The sequence below is a fragment of the Spiroplasma eriocheiris genome (genome assembly GCF_001029265.1).
Classification (GTDB): Bacteria; Bacillota_I; Bacilli_A; order Mycoplasmatales; family Mycoplasmataceae; genus Spiroplasma; species Spiroplasma eriocheiris.
Genome location: NZ_CP011856.1, coordinates 714,868 through 731,348, shown reverse-complemented (window position 1 = coordinate 731,348; position 16,481 = coordinate 714,868). Strand labels below are relative to the sequence as shown.

General features: G+C 29.2%; 18 protein-coding genes. 12 read left to right on the top strand and 6 right to left on the bottom strand.

Going from position 1 to position 16,481, the window contains the following annotated elements; all coding sequences use genetic code 4:
• A complete protein-coding gene (locus tag SERIO_RS03285) occupies nucleotides 1-987 on the bottom strand; it encodes a hypothetical protein (RefSeq protein WP_047791467.1) in 987 nt (328 codons plus the stop codon).
• 88 nt (nucleotides 988-1,075) lie between these two features.
• On the opposite strand from SERIO_RS03285, the gene SERIO_RS03280 reads away from it, so the two are divergent.
• Both SERIO_RS03280 and SERIO_RS03275 read left to right on the top strand, forming a co-directional pair.
• Entirely contained in the window at nucleotides 1,076-2,002 is a 927-nt protein-coding gene (locus SERIO_RS03280) for a deoxyribonuclease IV (protein WP_047791466.1), read from the top strand.
• A 5-nt stretch (nucleotides 2,003-2,007) separates the two neighbouring features.
• Nucleotides 2,008-2,481, top strand: coding sequence for a dual specificity protein phosphatase family protein (locus SERIO_RS03275; protein ID WP_047791465.1), 474 nt, complete (start codon nucleotides 2,008-2,010; stop codon nucleotides 2,479-2,481).
• A gap of 29 nt (nucleotides 2,482-2,510) precedes the next feature.
• Here SERIO_RS03275 and SERIO_RS06575 read toward each other — a convergent pair whose 3' ends face one another.
• The 5 genes from SERIO_RS06575 to SERIO_RS03255 all read right to left on the bottom strand — a co-directional run bounded on the left by SERIO_RS06575 (nucleotide 2,511) and on the right by SERIO_RS03255 (nucleotide 6,854).
• Nucleotides 2,511-2,660: a hypothetical protein gene (locus SERIO_RS06575; RefSeq protein ID WP_158500493.1), complete on the bottom strand. Its 150-nt coding sequence runs from the start codon at nucleotides 2,658-2,660 to the stop codon at nucleotides 2,511-2,513.
• Between the two features lie 135 nt (nucleotides 2,661-2,795).
• Nucleotides 2,796-3,881, bottom strand: a complete 1,086-nt coding sequence (gene ispG / locus SERIO_RS03270; protein ID WP_047791464.1) for a flavodoxin-dependent (E)-4-hydroxy-3-methylbut-2-enyl-diphosphate synthase — start codon at nucleotides 3,879-3,881, stop codon at nucleotides 2,796-2,798.
• Nucleotides 3,882-4,525: 644 nt separating this feature from the next.
• Nucleotides 4,526-5,296 (bottom strand): ABC transporter permease, encoded by a 771-nt coding sequence (locus SERIO_RS03265; RefSeq protein WP_047791463.1) that lies wholly within the window; start codon nucleotides 5,294-5,296, stop codon nucleotides 4,526-4,528.
• A gap of 3 nt (nucleotides 5,297-5,299) precedes the next feature.
• Nucleotides 5,300-6,037: an ATP-binding cassette domain-containing protein gene (locus SERIO_RS03260; protein ID WP_148553430.1), complete on the bottom strand. Its 738-nt coding sequence runs from the start codon at nucleotides 6,035-6,037 to the stop codon at nucleotides 5,300-5,302.
• Nucleotides 6,038-6,053: 16 nt separating this feature from the next.
• Complete coding sequence (locus SERIO_RS03255) at nucleotides 6,054-6,854, bottom strand: hypothetical protein (RefSeq protein WP_047791461.1); 801 nt, start codon at nucleotides 6,852-6,854, stop codon at nucleotides 6,054-6,056.
• A 260-nt stretch (nucleotides 6,855-7,114) separates the two neighbouring features.
• Between SERIO_RS03255 and SERIO_RS03250 the strand changes: the two genes are divergently transcribed.
• The 10 genes from SERIO_RS03250 to SERIO_RS03210 all read left to right on the top strand — a co-directional run bounded on the left by SERIO_RS03250 (nucleotide 7,115) and on the right by SERIO_RS03210 (nucleotide 16,471).
• Entirely contained in the window at nucleotides 7,115-8,221 is a 1,107-nt protein-coding gene (locus tag SERIO_RS03250; RefSeq protein WP_053040830.1) for an SGNH/GDSL hydrolase family protein, read from the top strand.
• A 92-nt stretch (nucleotides 8,222-8,313) separates the two neighbouring features.
• Nucleotides 8,314-8,910: a YqeG family HAD IIIA-type phosphatase gene (locus SERIO_RS03245; protein WP_047791460.1), complete on the top strand. Its 597-nt coding sequence runs from the start codon at nucleotides 8,314-8,316 to the stop codon at nucleotides 8,908-8,910.
• The gene (gene yqeH / locus SERIO_RS03240; RefSeq protein WP_047791459.1) at nucleotides 8,897-9,985 is read left to right on the top strand and encodes a ribosome biogenesis GTPase YqeH; all 1,089 of its coding nucleotides are present in this window, start codon (nucleotides 8,897-8,899) and stop codon (nucleotides 9,983-9,985) included. Before SERIO_RS03245 ends, yqeH begins: the two co-directional genes overlap by 14 nt.
• Nucleotides 9,986-10,036: 51 nt before the next feature.
• Entirely contained in the window at nucleotides 10,037-10,933 is an 897-nt protein-coding gene (locus SERIO_RS03235) for an HAD family hydrolase (RefSeq protein ID WP_047791458.1), read from the top strand.
• Nucleotides 10,934-11,148: 215 nt separating this feature from the next.
• Nucleotides 11,149-12,303: a hypothetical protein gene (locus SERIO_RS03230; RefSeq protein WP_047791457.1), complete on the top strand. Its 1,155-nt coding sequence runs from the start codon at nucleotides 11,149-11,151 to the stop codon at nucleotides 12,301-12,303.
• Nucleotides 12,282-12,455, top strand: coding sequence for a hypothetical protein (locus SERIO_RS06570; RefSeq protein ID WP_158500492.1), 174 nt, complete (start codon nucleotides 12,282-12,284; stop codon nucleotides 12,453-12,455). Before SERIO_RS03230 ends, SERIO_RS06570 begins: the two co-directional genes overlap by 22 nt.
• Before the next feature lie 22 nt (nucleotides 12,456-12,477).
• Entirely contained in the window at nucleotides 12,478-13,200 is a 723-nt protein-coding gene (locus SERIO_RS03225) for a hypothetical protein (RefSeq protein WP_047791456.1), read from the top strand.
• Nucleotides 13,201-13,324: 124 nt separating this feature from the next.
• Entirely contained in the window at nucleotides 13,325-14,374 is a 1,050-nt protein-coding gene (gene citC / locus SERIO_RS03220; RefSeq protein WP_047791455.1) for a [citrate (pro-3S)-lyase] ligase, read from the top strand.
• A 17-nt stretch (nucleotides 14,375-14,391) separates the two neighbouring features.
• Entirely contained in the window at nucleotides 14,392-14,661 is a 270-nt protein-coding gene (locus SERIO_RS06565) for a hypothetical protein (RefSeq protein WP_047791454.1), read from the top strand.
• Entirely contained in the window at nucleotides 14,564-16,471 is a 1,908-nt protein-coding gene (locus SERIO_RS03210) for a 2-hydroxycarboxylate transporter family protein (protein WP_148553428.1), read from the top strand. The genes SERIO_RS06565 and SERIO_RS03210 overlap by 98 nt, the downstream gene beginning before the upstream one ends.
• The last annotated feature ends 10 nt before the right edge of the window (nucleotides 16,472-16,481 follow it).

Sequence of the window (16,481 nt, the reverse complement as noted above, 5' to 3'; positions counted from 1 at the left end):
TTACCCACCAGTTTTTTCATTTATTAAGTTAAATCATACTAATGCTTTTTGTAAAGTGACATAATCTTTTTGAATAGTCGCAATAATCCGCTCAATCATCATTCGCTTATTTAAACTAAATTCTAAATTAATAAAGCTATCATAGTTATCATTTCACCCGTTAGTACTGATTGTTGCTAAATTAATTGATAAAATGTTGTTTTCAATTTTAAGATTAGGAATTAATTTTGTTTTAATCATATTGGCAATTACTTTTTCTTTAAATTCCTCAGTAATGTATGGATTCTGATGATCATAAATAAAGAAGTTATCAAAAGTTAAGTTATTTTTTTGTGGTTTAATTTTGCGGGTAATTTCTAACGTTTGGTTTTGGAACTGCTCACTTTTAATTGTTAAATATAAATAGCGATAATAATTAATACTATATGGTTGGGGTGCTAAACTTGGTTCCAAGTTATCAACAACAGTATTAGTTGCTTCACTAATTGAACCAATATTAAAATGACACTGTTGATAAACGCCATCTAAAATGAGGTCATTAATTAAAAAATTATCATGGGGATGTAAATTGAGAGGTGTAATGCTTCACTGGTAACTTAAATCATTTAATTTTAAGTTATTATCTTGTTCTTGATAGACCTGATCATAAATATTAATAATCATCCGACGATCAAAATTATCTTTAATTTTTTCTTTTAAACGATTTTGCCCCCGACGCATTATCATCAAACCAATTAGTAACCCTACAAATAGCCCACTAAATACAATTGCTAAGGGCAAAAATAAGGACTGATTTGTTTTAAAATGCGAGTCAAAACATTGGATATAAGAAAAAACTGCGATAAAAAGACTAATACTAATTAAACAAATAAAAACTAAGTTAATTCATTGCCAAGCCAAAAATTTTTCGTGTTTTTTCGTTACAATATTATCATAAATTTTACTTACTGTTTTTTCAATCTCATCAATTTCAGGAGGTTTAATCATCAGATTTTCCTTTCTTAAATATCAATATTTTAATTATATATGATATTATATTATAAGTTAAGTAAGTTAAAACATAAGGAGTAAAAAAATGAAAGATTATAATTTAATTATTGGTAGTCATGTTAGTATGAATAAACAAGATAATTATTTATTAGGAGCTTTAAATGAATCTCTTAATAATGGGGCAAATGCCTTAATGATTTATACGGGTCCTCCACAAAACACGATCCGGGTTGATGTTAAAAATTTTTTTATCTCTGAATTTCATCAACAATTAGCAGCTAATAATTTAAGTATTGATAATGTTATTATTCATGCCCCCTATATTATTAATTTGGCAAATAGTTTTAAAAAAGAAACTTTTGAGATTGCGGTCGAATTTTTAAAAAAAGAAATCGCCCGCGCGGATGAAATTGGAATTAAAACAATAGTTTTACATCCTGGTAGTGCAGTGGGCGCCGAAGAGCAGGTTGGGTTAGACCGGATTGTTGAAGGTTTAAATTTAGTCCTAACCGCTGAACAAAAAGCACTTGTTGCTTTAGAAACTATGGCGGGTAAGGGGAGCGAATTAGGGGTTAATTTTACCCAATTAAAATATATTATTGATAATGTTAAGTTAAAAGATAAATTAGGGGTGTGTTGGGATACTTGTCATTTACATGATAGTGGTTACCAGTTAGGAGAGCATTTAGATAGCATCATTGAGGAATTTGACCAGATGATTGGTCTTGATCGTTTATTATGTTTACATATTAACGATAGTAAAAACCCCTTAAATGCTCATAAAGATCGCCATGAAAATATTGGTTATGGTTATTTAGGGTTTGATAATTTACTTAAAATTATTTATCATCCCCGCCTAAATAATATGGTTAAAATTTTAGAAACACCCTATGTTAAAGACCAGGATGGCAAAATGCATTCCCCATACCAAGAAGAAATTACGATGATTAAAACTAAAAAATTTACTGATCCCTTTCAAAAATATGGGAAAACACCAATAGAAAAGAGATAACACAAATGTCGGCAAAGAAAATTTTAGATAATTTATATTTAGGTGATCGCCATAATATTCCTCCTGATGCTGATTTAGTAATTTCTTGTGCCGAAGAAATTTTTCGTGAGCAAGTTATTAAGCATAAAATCCCCAAAACCGAAGATGAATATGCCTGGACTGATGATAAACATGTTTATTTTAATTTTAAAGATTATCCAATTTGACAAGAATTAGATCCCAATACCATTATTCAAGCGTTAAAAATCATTGATAATAATATCAAAACGAAAAAGATTTATGTTCATTGCATTTGGGGGGTAAACCGCAGTGCTTCAATTGTTTTTATGTATTTAGTTTCCAAGGGATATATTAATGATGAAGACTTTGATAATGCGTTTGAACAATTTGAGCGGATTTATCCTTATATTAATCCAAACCCGGGATGATTTGATTTCTTAGTTAATGAATTTCCATATAACCATTTAATTTCTAATTAAAAAAATAACTTATTTAATAAGTTATTTTTTTATCGACTATCTTTACAGCATGCACATTCTTTATTAACACAATTAATGCAAGATATACATACCAAACATGAACGACAACCAACTTTTGGTTTACTACAAGTACGGCAAGTACTACATTCATGATTTTTAGCTGGACAACACACGGCCATATAATATCCTCCCAACTAATTTTAAATTTATTTGAAATTAAATAAATTGATAGATAAATTATAACATAAGTAACAGGAAATTTGGTTTTCCTCTGATGGGTAATATTTAATAGGAAATGTTTTAATTATCAACCTTTATTTATTAATATTTTGGCTAGCTTTTCAATTTTGATAATATTCATCAATTAATAGTTTTAATTCACTAACTAATTGGTCTTGAGGGCATGATTTGAAAATTTTGCCTTTTTTAAAAATAATCCCACCATTTTTTCCCCCAGCAATCCCAATATCAGCTTGTTTTGCTTCGCCCGGACCGTTAACAACACAACCTAAGATCGCAATTTTTAAAGGAAAATTCATTTCTTTGACATACTCTTCAACTTCGTGAACAACGTCAAATAAATCAAATTCTAAACGACCACAAGTTGGGCAAGCAACTACATCGACAATGTTATCATATAGACCTAATGAATTTAATAGGCGCTTTGCAACTTCTATTTCATTAATGGGATCTGAAGATAAACTGATCCGAATTGTATCACCGATTCCATTTAATAGCAGAGGACTTAACCCAGCGCTTGACTTAATTGTTCCATTTTGATAACTACCAGCTTCAGTAATTCCTAAATGCAAAGGGTAATTTCACTCTTGACTAGCTAGGGTATAAGCTTCAATTGCCATTAAGGGCTCGGTTGCTTTTAAAGATAAAATAATATCGTAAAATTCTTCATTTTCTAAGATTTCAATATGACGGCGCGCACTTTCAATCATTGCTTTGGGAGTTCAACCATATTTTTCAACTAAATCTAATGGTAAACTTCCAGAGTTAACTCCAATTCGAATCGGAATTTTCTTTTCTTTACATTTTTCCACAACTTTACGGGTATTTTCAATTTTTCCAATATTCCCGGGGTTAATTCGAATCTTACTAATCCCCGCATCAGCAGCAATTAAGGCAAATTCATAGTTAAAATGAATATCAGCAACTAATGGACATGGTGATTTTGCTACTAATTCTTTTAAAGCATAGGCATCATCAATTCCCAGGACCGCAACCCGTACAATTTCGCAGCCTTTATTATATAATGCATTAATTTGTTGTAAGGTCGCGGCAATATTATGAGTTTTCGTATTAGTCATAGACTGAATAACCACTTTATTTTGACCCCCAATTTGAATGTTACCTACATAAACTTTTCGTGTTTGTTCTCTTTTTGTCATTTTATCCCTCTATTTATAATAACTAAAGACAATCAGTAGAAAAAAATGGAAATAAGATGCGGTAGGGGAGTTGGATAACTCGGTAGGGGAGTTTAAAATCCTTGATTTTACTGCATTTATTTTAGCATGATCCATTCTGGCTATTTTTAGTTATTTATATATCTTCTTGAATGATATTTATATAATACACCCATCATACTTTGAAAATGCTAAATAGTCAATCTTGTTAAGATAAACTATTTCAAATATTTTTTTATGTTTAAAAAAATAAAGATAATTTAGCAGGGGAATTTAAACGTATTAATGATTAAAAGTCCTTTATTTATTAAGGGTCTATAATAATATCATTTTTGTTCCAATTTTGTTCCATTTTTGTTCCAAATTCATTCCAAAAATTAAAAAAATATCAAAAAGTTTGCTAACTTTTGTTGAAATTTATTCATACCCATATATAATAAAAAGTGTCTAGAGAAGTATAAGATTTGTTCTTTTAATTAATAATAATTTAAAGCACAAGTTTAGCCCTATCAGAATATGACCATACTTTGTATTATATTTTCTTATACTTCATGGATACCCTATAAAAACAACCTCACCCGGGTTGTTTTTTATTTTGGCATAAAAAAATCTCTAACATTAGAGATTTAACGTAACCGGAAGAATTTAACACCTAAGAAAATTAATAATCCGCTAACAGCTAACGAAACAATAATTCCAATTCAAATATTGGGAAAACCAACATTAATTAAGTGACCAGTACTACTAATAACTTTCATTCCATTAATATCGCCCCCTCAAGCTAATTGGAGGATACTTACCGGGTATTTAAACGGGATAGCGAGGGTTAAATAGAATAACCAGGGTGCTTTATTATAAATAATGTCTAAGGGAATGGTAACTCCTCCTAAATAGAGTGGAATTAGGAACATTGAAAACATAATAATTAACGAAACCGAGTTACTTTTAAAAATACCCCCAGCACAAAAACCAATCGCAATCCCCATTGTTGTTGTTAAGAAAATTCCTAAGATGAAAATTCCTCAGTTAATAGTTTTAACAAGCATTCGTTGTTGGGGAAAGATCATTGCTCATAAGAACATTCAAATGGTGATTAATACCACAATAAATAGAAAGAATAAACAAATGTTTGCAATTATTCAATAAATATTCATCGTGGTTGCTTTTAACCGGTAAATAAATTCAATTTTGCGGTATTGAATTAAAAAATTTGGTAAGACAATAACAGTTGCCAGGATAATTCCAACCGAAATATAAGTTGGTAAGGTAATTGGAAAATCAGCATGTAGAGAACATGCAACAATCACAATTAGCAGGGGATAACCAAATAAGACTGATAGGTAGAAAACATTACTCTTATGGAAGAAATGGTATAATAAAATCCGAAAAAGTCTCATTTTTTATAAATTTCCTTTAAAGTAATTATCTAAGAAAGTTTCAACCGAACCATATTTGGCAACAATATTTTCTACTGTATCATCAATGAGAATTTTTCCCTCATGAATTAGCCAAATGCGGTTACATAAATCTTGAATAATATTTACCATGTGGGTAATAAAGATTTCGGAACGGGTATTATCATTAAAAAGAACTTCTGAAATAATTTTTCGCACTACATATTGTCATTGTAAATCAACATCAGTTAGCGAGCGGTCAAAAATAATTAAACTAGGATTATGAATAATTGAAATCACCATGTTAAATAATTGTTTATATTCAGGAGTTAATTGGGTAATATATTTTTTATAATGGGTCTGTAGTTTAAAATGGGCAATTAAAAGATTAATTCAAGTTTCATCTAAATCTTTATAAATTCACCGGTATAAATTAATAGCATCACACACCCGCACTCCAGGAGGCCAATCAAGACCATTTAACAACATTCCAATGTGTCGCTTGGGATTATCAAAACGATAGATAATTTTTCCACTAGTTGGTTCAATTAATTGACCAATAATTTCTGATAATAATGATTTCCCACTACCATTCGCCCCAACAAGGGCAATTCGATCACCAGGATAAATTGTGGCATTAACATCTTCTAAGATGGTTTTTTTATTAAAACTTTTTTTAATATGTCTAATTTCAACAACCGCATCGGTTAATATTTCGCGGGTTCTCTTTTTTCGATTTTTCATTTCTTTGATTCCTTTCTTATTTTTGATAATATTTAAAAGTTTGCCAAAAACCAATACCACTTAGAATGATAATAATAATAGAAACTAAAATTGCTATTCACATTGCGGGTAAGCCCACCGTATAATTAACTGTTGTATTAGTAATGTGATCAAAATAGGGAATTGTCATATTATGGACATTACCACTTCAACCAACTTGAATAATAGAAACACTATAATCAAACGGGATAAATAAAGTAATAATGTTAATTGCTGGGGCATACTTATTAATTAAGTTATACCCATACACAATTCCTAATAAATAAGTTGATAAGAAATATAAGTATAAACCAATTATCCGCGAAACCCCATTACTCCGCGCGAGCCCGCCAATTAATAATCCTAATAATAAAGACATTATTAATAATAAAATAAAGCCTAAGACTGTATAACCTCAATTAACATTAGCAAAAATATTGGCATTTGGTTGCATAATGACAGATAATAATAAAATTCATAAAGCAATAAAAACTGATAAAGCCCCGTTAAAAATAATAATTACCGCAAAAAATTTAAATTTTAAGCGGGGTTTGGCAAACGGAGTTGTTGCTAAACGGGAAAAAAATCCTGATAAGCGTAATTGGGTTAAGGAAACTGCTAAGTTAGTAGTAGCATTCCGAATAATAACTAAGGCCATAAATGAGGGGATTGTAACAACATTTGTGAATCGAAAACCAATTAAGGTAATGGCAAATAAAGTTGGGCCGATAAAACCGAGGTAAAATCCAAAAATACTATGAAAATAATTAAAAAATAAAATTCGATACAAATATTTCACAAATCTCCAACTCCTTGTTTACATTTTACACTAGAAAAGAAGGGTTTTAAAAATATTCTCAAAAATAACCAGTTTTTCTCAACAAAATTTTAATAAAATTAAAAGCTAAAATAGTTGTTAAAAAACTTAAAATTTAAAAATTTTTGCTAAAATCTTATTATGAAATATTAATTTTAATATTTCATAACTCAAATTTAAAATAAAACCTAACAATAACTACAAACTAATTTAAAAAATTAATTAAGGAGAAAAAACTAAATATGAAGAAATTATTTATAATGTTTTATGCAGCAACATTATCTTTTGGTGTCGTTGGAAATTTAGTTGCTTGTCATCCCGAAACTTCTCATGTGTCACCACCCCCTAGTGATGATACAAGTACGATTGGGATGGATATTGATACTTCCCACGCAATTGCTGATTCAAACTATTCAGGAAAATTTACTAACTTTTATATTTTAGGAGATAGTTTATCTGATTCCGGGGGAATTGCCCAGGTTGCCAGTAAGATTTTAGGTCGCAGCAGTCCCGTTGAAATGGATCCACCCTTTGCCAATGATTCTTTCACGAATGGTAAGGTTGCGGGGAAAGTACTAAGTGATAAATTAGGAATTAATTTAACAACTGGTTGAAATTTTAGCAATTATAATTTTCAAGGAAATAACTATGCCATTGCCGGGGCAACTAGCGGGGAAGTAACTGATCCGATTCAAAGTATAATTTTAAATAATTTTAAAATTTATGATCAAACAACAGCATTAATTAAACAACACCAAATTAAGGCAACTGATTTAACCTTTTTAGAGATCGGGGGTAATGATGTAATGCAAATTTTAAAAGCAACTACTAATCTTAACCAAGATCACCACGATAGCCAAGAACAAATGATTGACTTGGCAATTAAAAATGAACGACAAGCCTTATTTGCTTTAGTTAACCATCAAGAGCACCATATTGTGGTTATGAATGTTCCTGATATTGGTAAAATTCCTGCATTTAATAAAGATAGTCAAAAAAGTGCGTTAGCGACTCAAATTACAAAAGAATATAATCAAAAGCTTTCGTCAGTAATTGCTGAAGTTAATGCTCATCATCCAAATACGGTTAAGGAATATGATTTATTTACTGAATTTGGAAAATTACTAACTACTTTTGGAACATTAGATCCGAAAAATAATACCACTGACCAGTGTGTAACAATTAATTTTAGTGATATTGTAACGGGAAAATTAACGCCAACTTATGTTCCAGGATGTGATGATAGCAATATTAACAATCATTTTTTCTTTGATGATGTTCATCCAACTGCGTGAGCACATCAACAAGTGGGTGAACAATTATATCAATTAGTAGCTAACTGAAATTAACGAAATTATTTTAGAAAGGCATTTCAACTGGGATGCTTTTCTTTTTATTAAATTTTAAGATATAATATTGAAGATAGGAAAGGGGTTAACAAATGGCAAATAAGATCTTTCGAAAACAAAAAAATCGTAACTTATTATTAAATTATTTTAAACCATCAATTTATGTGAAAGACGTTAATAAAATTAATTTAGAATCTTTAAAAAAACATGGGATTAAAGTTTTTATTTGTGATTTAGATAATACCTTAGCCCCTTTTTACCGGCGCATCCCGAATGCGGATAATTTTCAATTAATTCGGAAAGTAGAAGAATTAGGAATGAAGTTTGTTTTATTATCAAATAATGCTCGTAAACGTGTGGAACGATTTGCTCAAAAAGCAGAGATTAAGTATTTTTATTGGAATGCTAAAAAACCATTATTAAAATATTTTAAAGTGATTAGTAAACAATTTAATGTGCAACCAAATGAAATGATTATGGTTGGTGACCAATTAATTACGGATATTTTATTTGCTAATCGTGCTCACATTGAAAGTATTTTAGTAGTTCCGGTGACCGGTGTTGATGAATCAAGTCGTTTAATCCGAATGTTAGATAATTTAGTTTATAAACGCTTAGCACAAAAAAATATTTTACATAAAGGTTTCTTTGATGAAGGAGAATATGGGGTAGACTATGACATCTTATAATAATAAAAAATGTATTGGCTGTGGTGTTGTTCTCCAAACAAGTGAAGAGAACCACGCTGGGTTTGTTAAAAATATGGTGCAGAACTATTGTTTGCGCTGTTTTCGGTTAATCAATTATAATGAAATTATTGATTATGATGTTGATCCCCAGCAATTTTTAACCCAACTTAAAAATAATAATAACTTACATCACCATTATTTTTATGTATTAGATATTTATGACTTACCTGGGACCCGGAACTTCGCTTTAGAAGAAATTATTCAACATAATGAAATTACGTTAATTATTAATAAAATTGATTTAGTTAATAAATTAATTAATGAACAAAAAATAATTAGTTATGTTAAAAATATTTTTTCCTCGGCAATAATTAACCGCAACATCAAAAAAATTATCATGGTGAGTGCTTTAAAAAATTATCATGTTGACGAATTATATCAATATATTACTCAACAAACTAATGATCTCTATGTTGTTGGTTGTTCAAACACTGGTAAAAGTAGTATCTTAAATTGTTTGATTAAATTAGTTAATAGTAATAACAAACCAATTGTCGTTTCTAACCATTTTGGAACTACCTTAGATAACATTGTGTTAGATTTTAATTTACCAATTAAAATTTATGATACACCTGGGGTGATTAACACAACTAATTTATTAAATTATGTTAATAAAAATAATTATAAAAAATTATTAGTTAACAAAATTTTACGACCAATAACTTTTCAACTAAATGCTGAACAAACAATTTTTTATGAAGGACTAGCTAGTATTACATATTTAACGGGAGGAAAAACTAGTTTCCATTTTTATAAGAATAATAACATTATCTTGCACCGGACAAAATATCAAAACCAAAAACAGTACTGGCAAAATAATTTGGATAAACTAAGTTTGCAATTAAATAATTATGATGATATGCAAACAACTGAAATTATAATTTCCCAAGCGGATAATTATTCCTTATGAATTTCCGGATTAGGATGAATTACTTTTCAAGGGAGCCCTGGTCAAAAATTATTAATTACCACAAATAAAAATATTAAAATTACTTTGGCAAAAAGATTTATTTAATTGGTAATTAGTTTTATAATATTTATTGACAGTTAAAAAGGGGGAGTAATAATGAGTTTAATTGCCAAGTATCCTTATATTATTACTGATTTAGACGGAACAATTACCCGCAAAGATTTTACGATTAGTGATAAAACTTATGAAGCATTACGAATGTATCAACTAGCTAGTGATTATAAATTAATTTTAGCATCGGGACGATTAGATTTAATGACCAAAGAGTATGCTGATAAATTACAAATTAAAATGCCAATTATTTCTTGTAACGGCGCTTTAATTCGTGATAGTATCACTCACGAAATTTTATTTCAAAGAACTCTGGACCAACACATTGCTTTAGCAATTTTGACCGCCGGAGTTAACCAAGGTTTAAATCCTGTGATTTATACCGCCAACATGATTTATGGACCTGAGAAGGCTGATCGGATTCAAATGGTGCTTAACTATAACAAGACAGCAACCAAACCAGAATACCAAATTGAAGTGGACACTACTAGTGATTTTGTTGAACTTGTTCGCCAAAATAAAATTCATCCGTTAAAAATTTTATTTTCATTTGATAGTCCAGAAAAATTAGCTAAAATTAAAAAGATAACTGATAAGTTTAGTGAACACTTAGAATGTGTTTTTTCACAAAAAGATTTATATGATATTCAAGCATTAAACATTAGCAAAGGTTCCGCTTTTAAAATTTTATGTGATATTAAGGGTTATAATCCAATCCAGTTTATTTCATATGGTGATAATCATAATGATATTAAACTAGCGCAAAGTGTTGGTTATCCAGTGGCGATGGGGAATGGTGTTAGTGAATTAAAAGAAATTGCCAAGGAAGTTACGTTAGACATCAATGCAGATGGTGTTGCTTACCATGTTATTAATAAAGTCTTAGTTCCAGATGACCTTTCCCAATTATTTATTGAAGTCAAAAATAAAAAATGAGATTAAGCATTATCAAATTTTAACTAAAAATATATTTAAAAAATAAATTTTATTTTAATTAAAATTTGATTAAATATTTTATAATAAAAGTGTATTTTTGAACGAAATACAATGAACTACTATATTTGAATGCTTAAAGCATCTAATAAAATAATTTTTATTAGATGCTTTTTTCTTTAAGGATTCTTCAAAAATACAATATTAGAAAGGAAACATTATTTATGCCTTTAGAAGAAACAAATCTAACAATTGAACCCAAATATACATCACCTGATTTACAAAGAAAACTAGCAGTTATTTTTTTTGAAGATAAATCTTTGATTGACAAATTTAATGCAATTGCTGTTAGAAAAAACCAAGTAATTAATGAAGAAATTATTAATTATTTAAATAACTGGTTTAAAGACTTTAAAAGAGAACATCCTAATCTTATGCAGAGACATTTCTATAAGTATTTAATACCTGCTTTAAAAAATTTAAAAAACCATCCAGTTGAAGCATTTTTTTCAACTTTAGCTAGTATTTCTGGGCCGGCAAGTGCCGCCGGATTAATTTATTTTAATTTTATGCCGTGATTTTTTGCTCCTACGCAAATTGCCGGGACTGTAAATGCCATTGTAATGCCAGCAATTTTTAAATACTTAGCTGATTATGGAGTCTGTTTCAATTCCGAAGAAATTAAAATAATTCTTAGAAATATCCAAATTTTATCGGTATTAGGAAATATTAGCGGTGATGGGATCACTGTTGCTTATAATTACACCGCTAACATTGACCGTCATGGTTCAGACTGGTTTCAAAATGTATTTTGAAATAATATCAGTATGTTCTTCACCATAGGTGGACTGATTGACAAGGTAAATACTGGATTAAATTTTGTTTATATTGATCCAGAAAAGAATCAACGAGCAGCTAAAGCTAAACAATATTTACAAACTGCACTATTTTTAGGAACAGCAACCTCAGTTTATTATGCAATTTCTGAAATTTGAACCTTAGTAGTAGCTGGTGAGCAAGATGAACAACTTCGCCAACAAAAATTAGCAACTATTTGTGTTTCTCTGTTTGGTTTAACAAAACCAGTAGTTCAAATAGGAGTTAATATTTTTTCTAGCCTTTGAAGTTATGGCCAAGAAAAAATTAAATGATTATCTTCATGTTTAAATACTGAACAAGTAAAAGAAGTAGTAGATGAAGAAAGTAATTGCTTAGAAGCGAATAAAAATGAACCTTTTTTTCAAGTTTTAGAAGATGAATTTCTTATTACTAGAGAAATAGAAGAAGTTTTAGAAAAAGCACTAGGAATAAATAACTCTGGATACTCTAATCAGTCAGGAAATTCAGTAATCAAAAAATGCTTAACCGAAAACATTTAAACAATCAACGTTCAAAAGAAAACAATAATGAAAGAAATAGCTTACTAGTAGCAGAAGAAGCCACTATTACTTTTGAAGAAGAATTATCAAGTGAGGAAGAAAACTACGATCCTAATACACCTAAATCAAAATTTTCAGAACTTGTTCGGTAATTAGCAACCAGGGTTTAAAATTATGAAAACAAGTGTAGTTAATTTATTAGAAAAAATTAGTGATTTTAATCAAAACCAAAATCAAATTGAAAATATTAAAAATAATTTAATTTTTACTAAGATTAAATTAATAAAAAAAGAACTTGAAATTACTAAAAAAATTGATATTAAAATTAAATGAATTAATATTTTTACCCAGGAATTTAACCTTATTTTTAAAAATTATGACCAAATTTTATTTAAATATGGAATTACAAGTAAAAATAAAAATATTGAACAAGTAAAATTATTATATAATGAATGGACTATACAAAATAAATATGAAAATAATGCTCAACAAATTCAACGTTATTTTCAAAACAAATTTATTAAAATTAATAATAAATTAAATAATTATAATCATAAAATAACTGAATATTTTGTAATGTTAGATAGGACCCAAACGCAAATTGATGATGAGCAGTTTAGTACACTACCAAGTATTAGTGGTCTCCATCTTGATAATCAAGAAGGAAATTTTAACTTCTTAGTTCGAAATATTAATAAACTAAATAAAAAAATTATAAATTGATTAGAAATTGAAAATAAAGTTCATAAATTAAAAAATAATTTATTAAATAAAACTTTACAACATTTAATTACTGAAATTGATTATTTAACAACAATGTTTGAACAGATTAAGTTTTTTGGTTTGTTATTTGCAAAGACTGCGCCGTTAAAAGAATTAAAATTATTGTCGAATTAAAAAACTGATTTATTTTAATAAATCAGTTTTTTAATAAAAACAAATCTAAGAAATTGTATACAATATATTGTATACAATTTTATTTAAGAGTATACTTATATTGTCGATGTAAAGAAGGTGAAACATGGACAATATTTGACAGATACATGATATTAAATTAACAGATAAGTTAATATTATCAAAAGTAGGGGAACTTTTGAAAAGTGTTAATTTAAAACAAGATATCATTGACGAATGTGCAGTTATTTATGATGAAAATGAAAATGTGATTGCAACAGTTAGTCGTTATTTAAATACATTAAAATGTTTAGCAATTAATCCAAATTATCAAGGTAATAATTTGGCAAATAAATTAGTTACTTATATGATCCAAAAAATATATCAACAAGGGTGAAATGAAGTTTTTGTTTTTACAAAACCTGATTACTTTAGGGTTTTTCAACAATTAGGATTTGATATTATCTACCAAAATAATAATTTTGCTTTTCTAACTAATCGATATGATTTGTTTAAGAATTATTTAGATTATTTAGCAAAGGAAAAAATTAATCATCACCATGCGAGTGTTATTGTTATGAATGCTAATCCCTTTACCAAAGGCCATTGGCATTTAGTTCAACAAGCTAGTTTGCAAAGTGATTTTGTTTATATTATTCCAGTCAAAGAACAAGGATCATTATTTAGTTATCAAGAGCGTAAAAAAATGATTGAACTAGGGGTTCAAGAATTTAAGAATGTGAAAGTATTAGAAGGCAGCAATTATTTAGTATCAAAAAATGTCTTTCCCGCTTATTTTTTACCCTCACCACTGGCGGTGATTAGAGAACAAACTAGTTTAGATGCCCATATTTTTGTGGATTACATTGCCAAGGCATTACAAGTAACGACGCGGTTTGTGGGGGATGAACCATATTCAGCAACTACTAATGAATATAATAAAATGATGACAGCAGTTTTTGCTGCTAATCATTTTAATTTAGTTATTATTCCTCGCTTAACATTTAATAATCACGCTATTTCGGCGACAACTGCTCGAAAGTTATTTATCACTGGGGAATTTGAACAATTACAAACAATTGTTCCCTGATCAACATTTAATTTTTTAAAAAAACTAGATTATTTATCATACCAAAAAATGCCAAATATCAAGGCACTAATTGATAAGGATTATTAAGCATCCAAGGAGGACTTATGGAAAGAAGTTTATCGCGTGAAACAGAGCTCACGCAGTTAGCGCAAAAGGTTGCGAGTAAACAATCAGGCAATGCGTTACGAATTACTAGTTATCAAACCAAACTAGCAAATCAAAAGGAACAAACAACCAAAAAATATCAACTTGAAAAAGAAAAGTTAGAGTTATGGGTTGCCAAGAAAAAAAACAGCTGATCAAAAATGATACCTTACCAAAGGGGAATTATACAATACGCAGTGAAAAGAAAAGTTAGCACAGCCCCAAGCTAATTATCAAAAACAAAAAATTAATAATAATTTTGAACATAAAAAAAGTATGCTTTTACAAGCACACCAAAAAAACCAAACTGAATTTCAAAAACGGTTTGAGATTAAATTACAAGAATTAGAAAAATGATATCAAGAAAAAATGGAAGATTATGATTGAGATCTTAATAATTTTCAAGATACGTTACAAAAAAATGTTACCAAATTTGAAACAACAGGACGGCAAAAAATTAATTGTCACTTTGATAAAAAAATATATCATCAGCAATTAATGACCCAAACCCAAGAACTTAACAATACTATACAAATTACAACAGATGAACTGGTCAAAAAAGATCTTGTTCATCAAAAACACCAATTGCCATTTACCATAGTGGCAGAAAATAATTTAAGTTATCAACCATGGCAAGTTAATTTATATGAAAAGCAACAACATCTTAAAAATAATTTAAAAACAACTTTTAATAATTATTATAAAAACCTTCATAATTTAAAATACTTAACTTGAAAAGATTTTATTAAATTTAAGTTATTTGGGATTCCTTTTTACTTATATATTTTAATGTTAGCAGCAACGCTAGTTGCTATTTATACTAAAACTTTACCAGCAGAAGCTATGGGAGCAATGGCAGTCTTATTTGTGATCGCCATCATTGGCGGTGAATTTTTTAACCGTTTACCAATTTGAAAAACATTTGTTGGTGGGGGAACGATGGGGGTCTTTTTCCTTGGTGCCTTTTTAGGAACCTTCAATGCTTTTCCTCCCGAAATTGTTAGTGCGGTCAAAGCATGATTCTCAAAAGGAGGTTTTTTAAATTTATATATTAATGTGCTAATTGTTGGTTCAATCTTAACAATTCCGCGCCAATTGATCTTGCGATCATTTGGTGGCTTTATGGTCTTGTTAATTTCAGGAACGGGGTTAGCAGTCTTATTTGGTTGAGGTTTTGGAAACTTAATGGGATTACCAAACCACCAAACGGTGTTACAAATTATGTTACCACTCTTATCCGATGGTAACGGGGGAGGTGTTCAACCATTATCGGCAATGAGTCAATCATATGGTTACATGCCCCAGGGAGACTATATGAGTTTTGCTTTAGCAGTAAGTAGTGTAAGTAATATTTTTGTTATTATTATTGCGGCAATTTTAACTGCTAGCTTATCTAAATCACCAACCTTAAGTGGAAACGGAAAATTAGTAAAAAAAGAAGTTCATATTCGCGATGAAAAAATTGACCCATCGCACCGAAGTATTGCAGCGGGATTAGCTCTTTGTGTGGTAATTTATGTTTTTTGTAAATTTATTGAAGTAGAAATTAAAAAATCATCGGGAGTTGAAATTAATGCTTTTGCATGAGCAGTTGTTATTTCATTATTAATTAATTTACTAAATATTTTACCCAAAGAATTAAAAGCCGGATGTAATGTTTTAAATAAATTCTTTTCAAAACAATTTACATGGTTCTTAATGGCTGGAGTTGGTTTATGTATGACTGATTTAAATAAATTTGCTTCGTTATTTACCCACTGAGAATATATTATTTTAATTTTATTAATGGATGTTGCTTTAATTCTTGGGCCAATGTTACTAGCTAATTTAATTAAGTTTTACACCCTAGAAAGTATGATTGCCGCTGGTTGTTGTATGGGGGCACAAGGAGAAGCTGGTTCGCTTGCTGTCTTAGGTGCGGCAAAACGAATGGACCTCTTACCTTATTCACAAATTACTTGTCGGATTGGCGGAGGGATTGTCTTAATTGTCGCCGCTCCAATCTTTTTAGTCTTTACCCAAGCGGAAATTACAGGATAAGAGAAAGGAA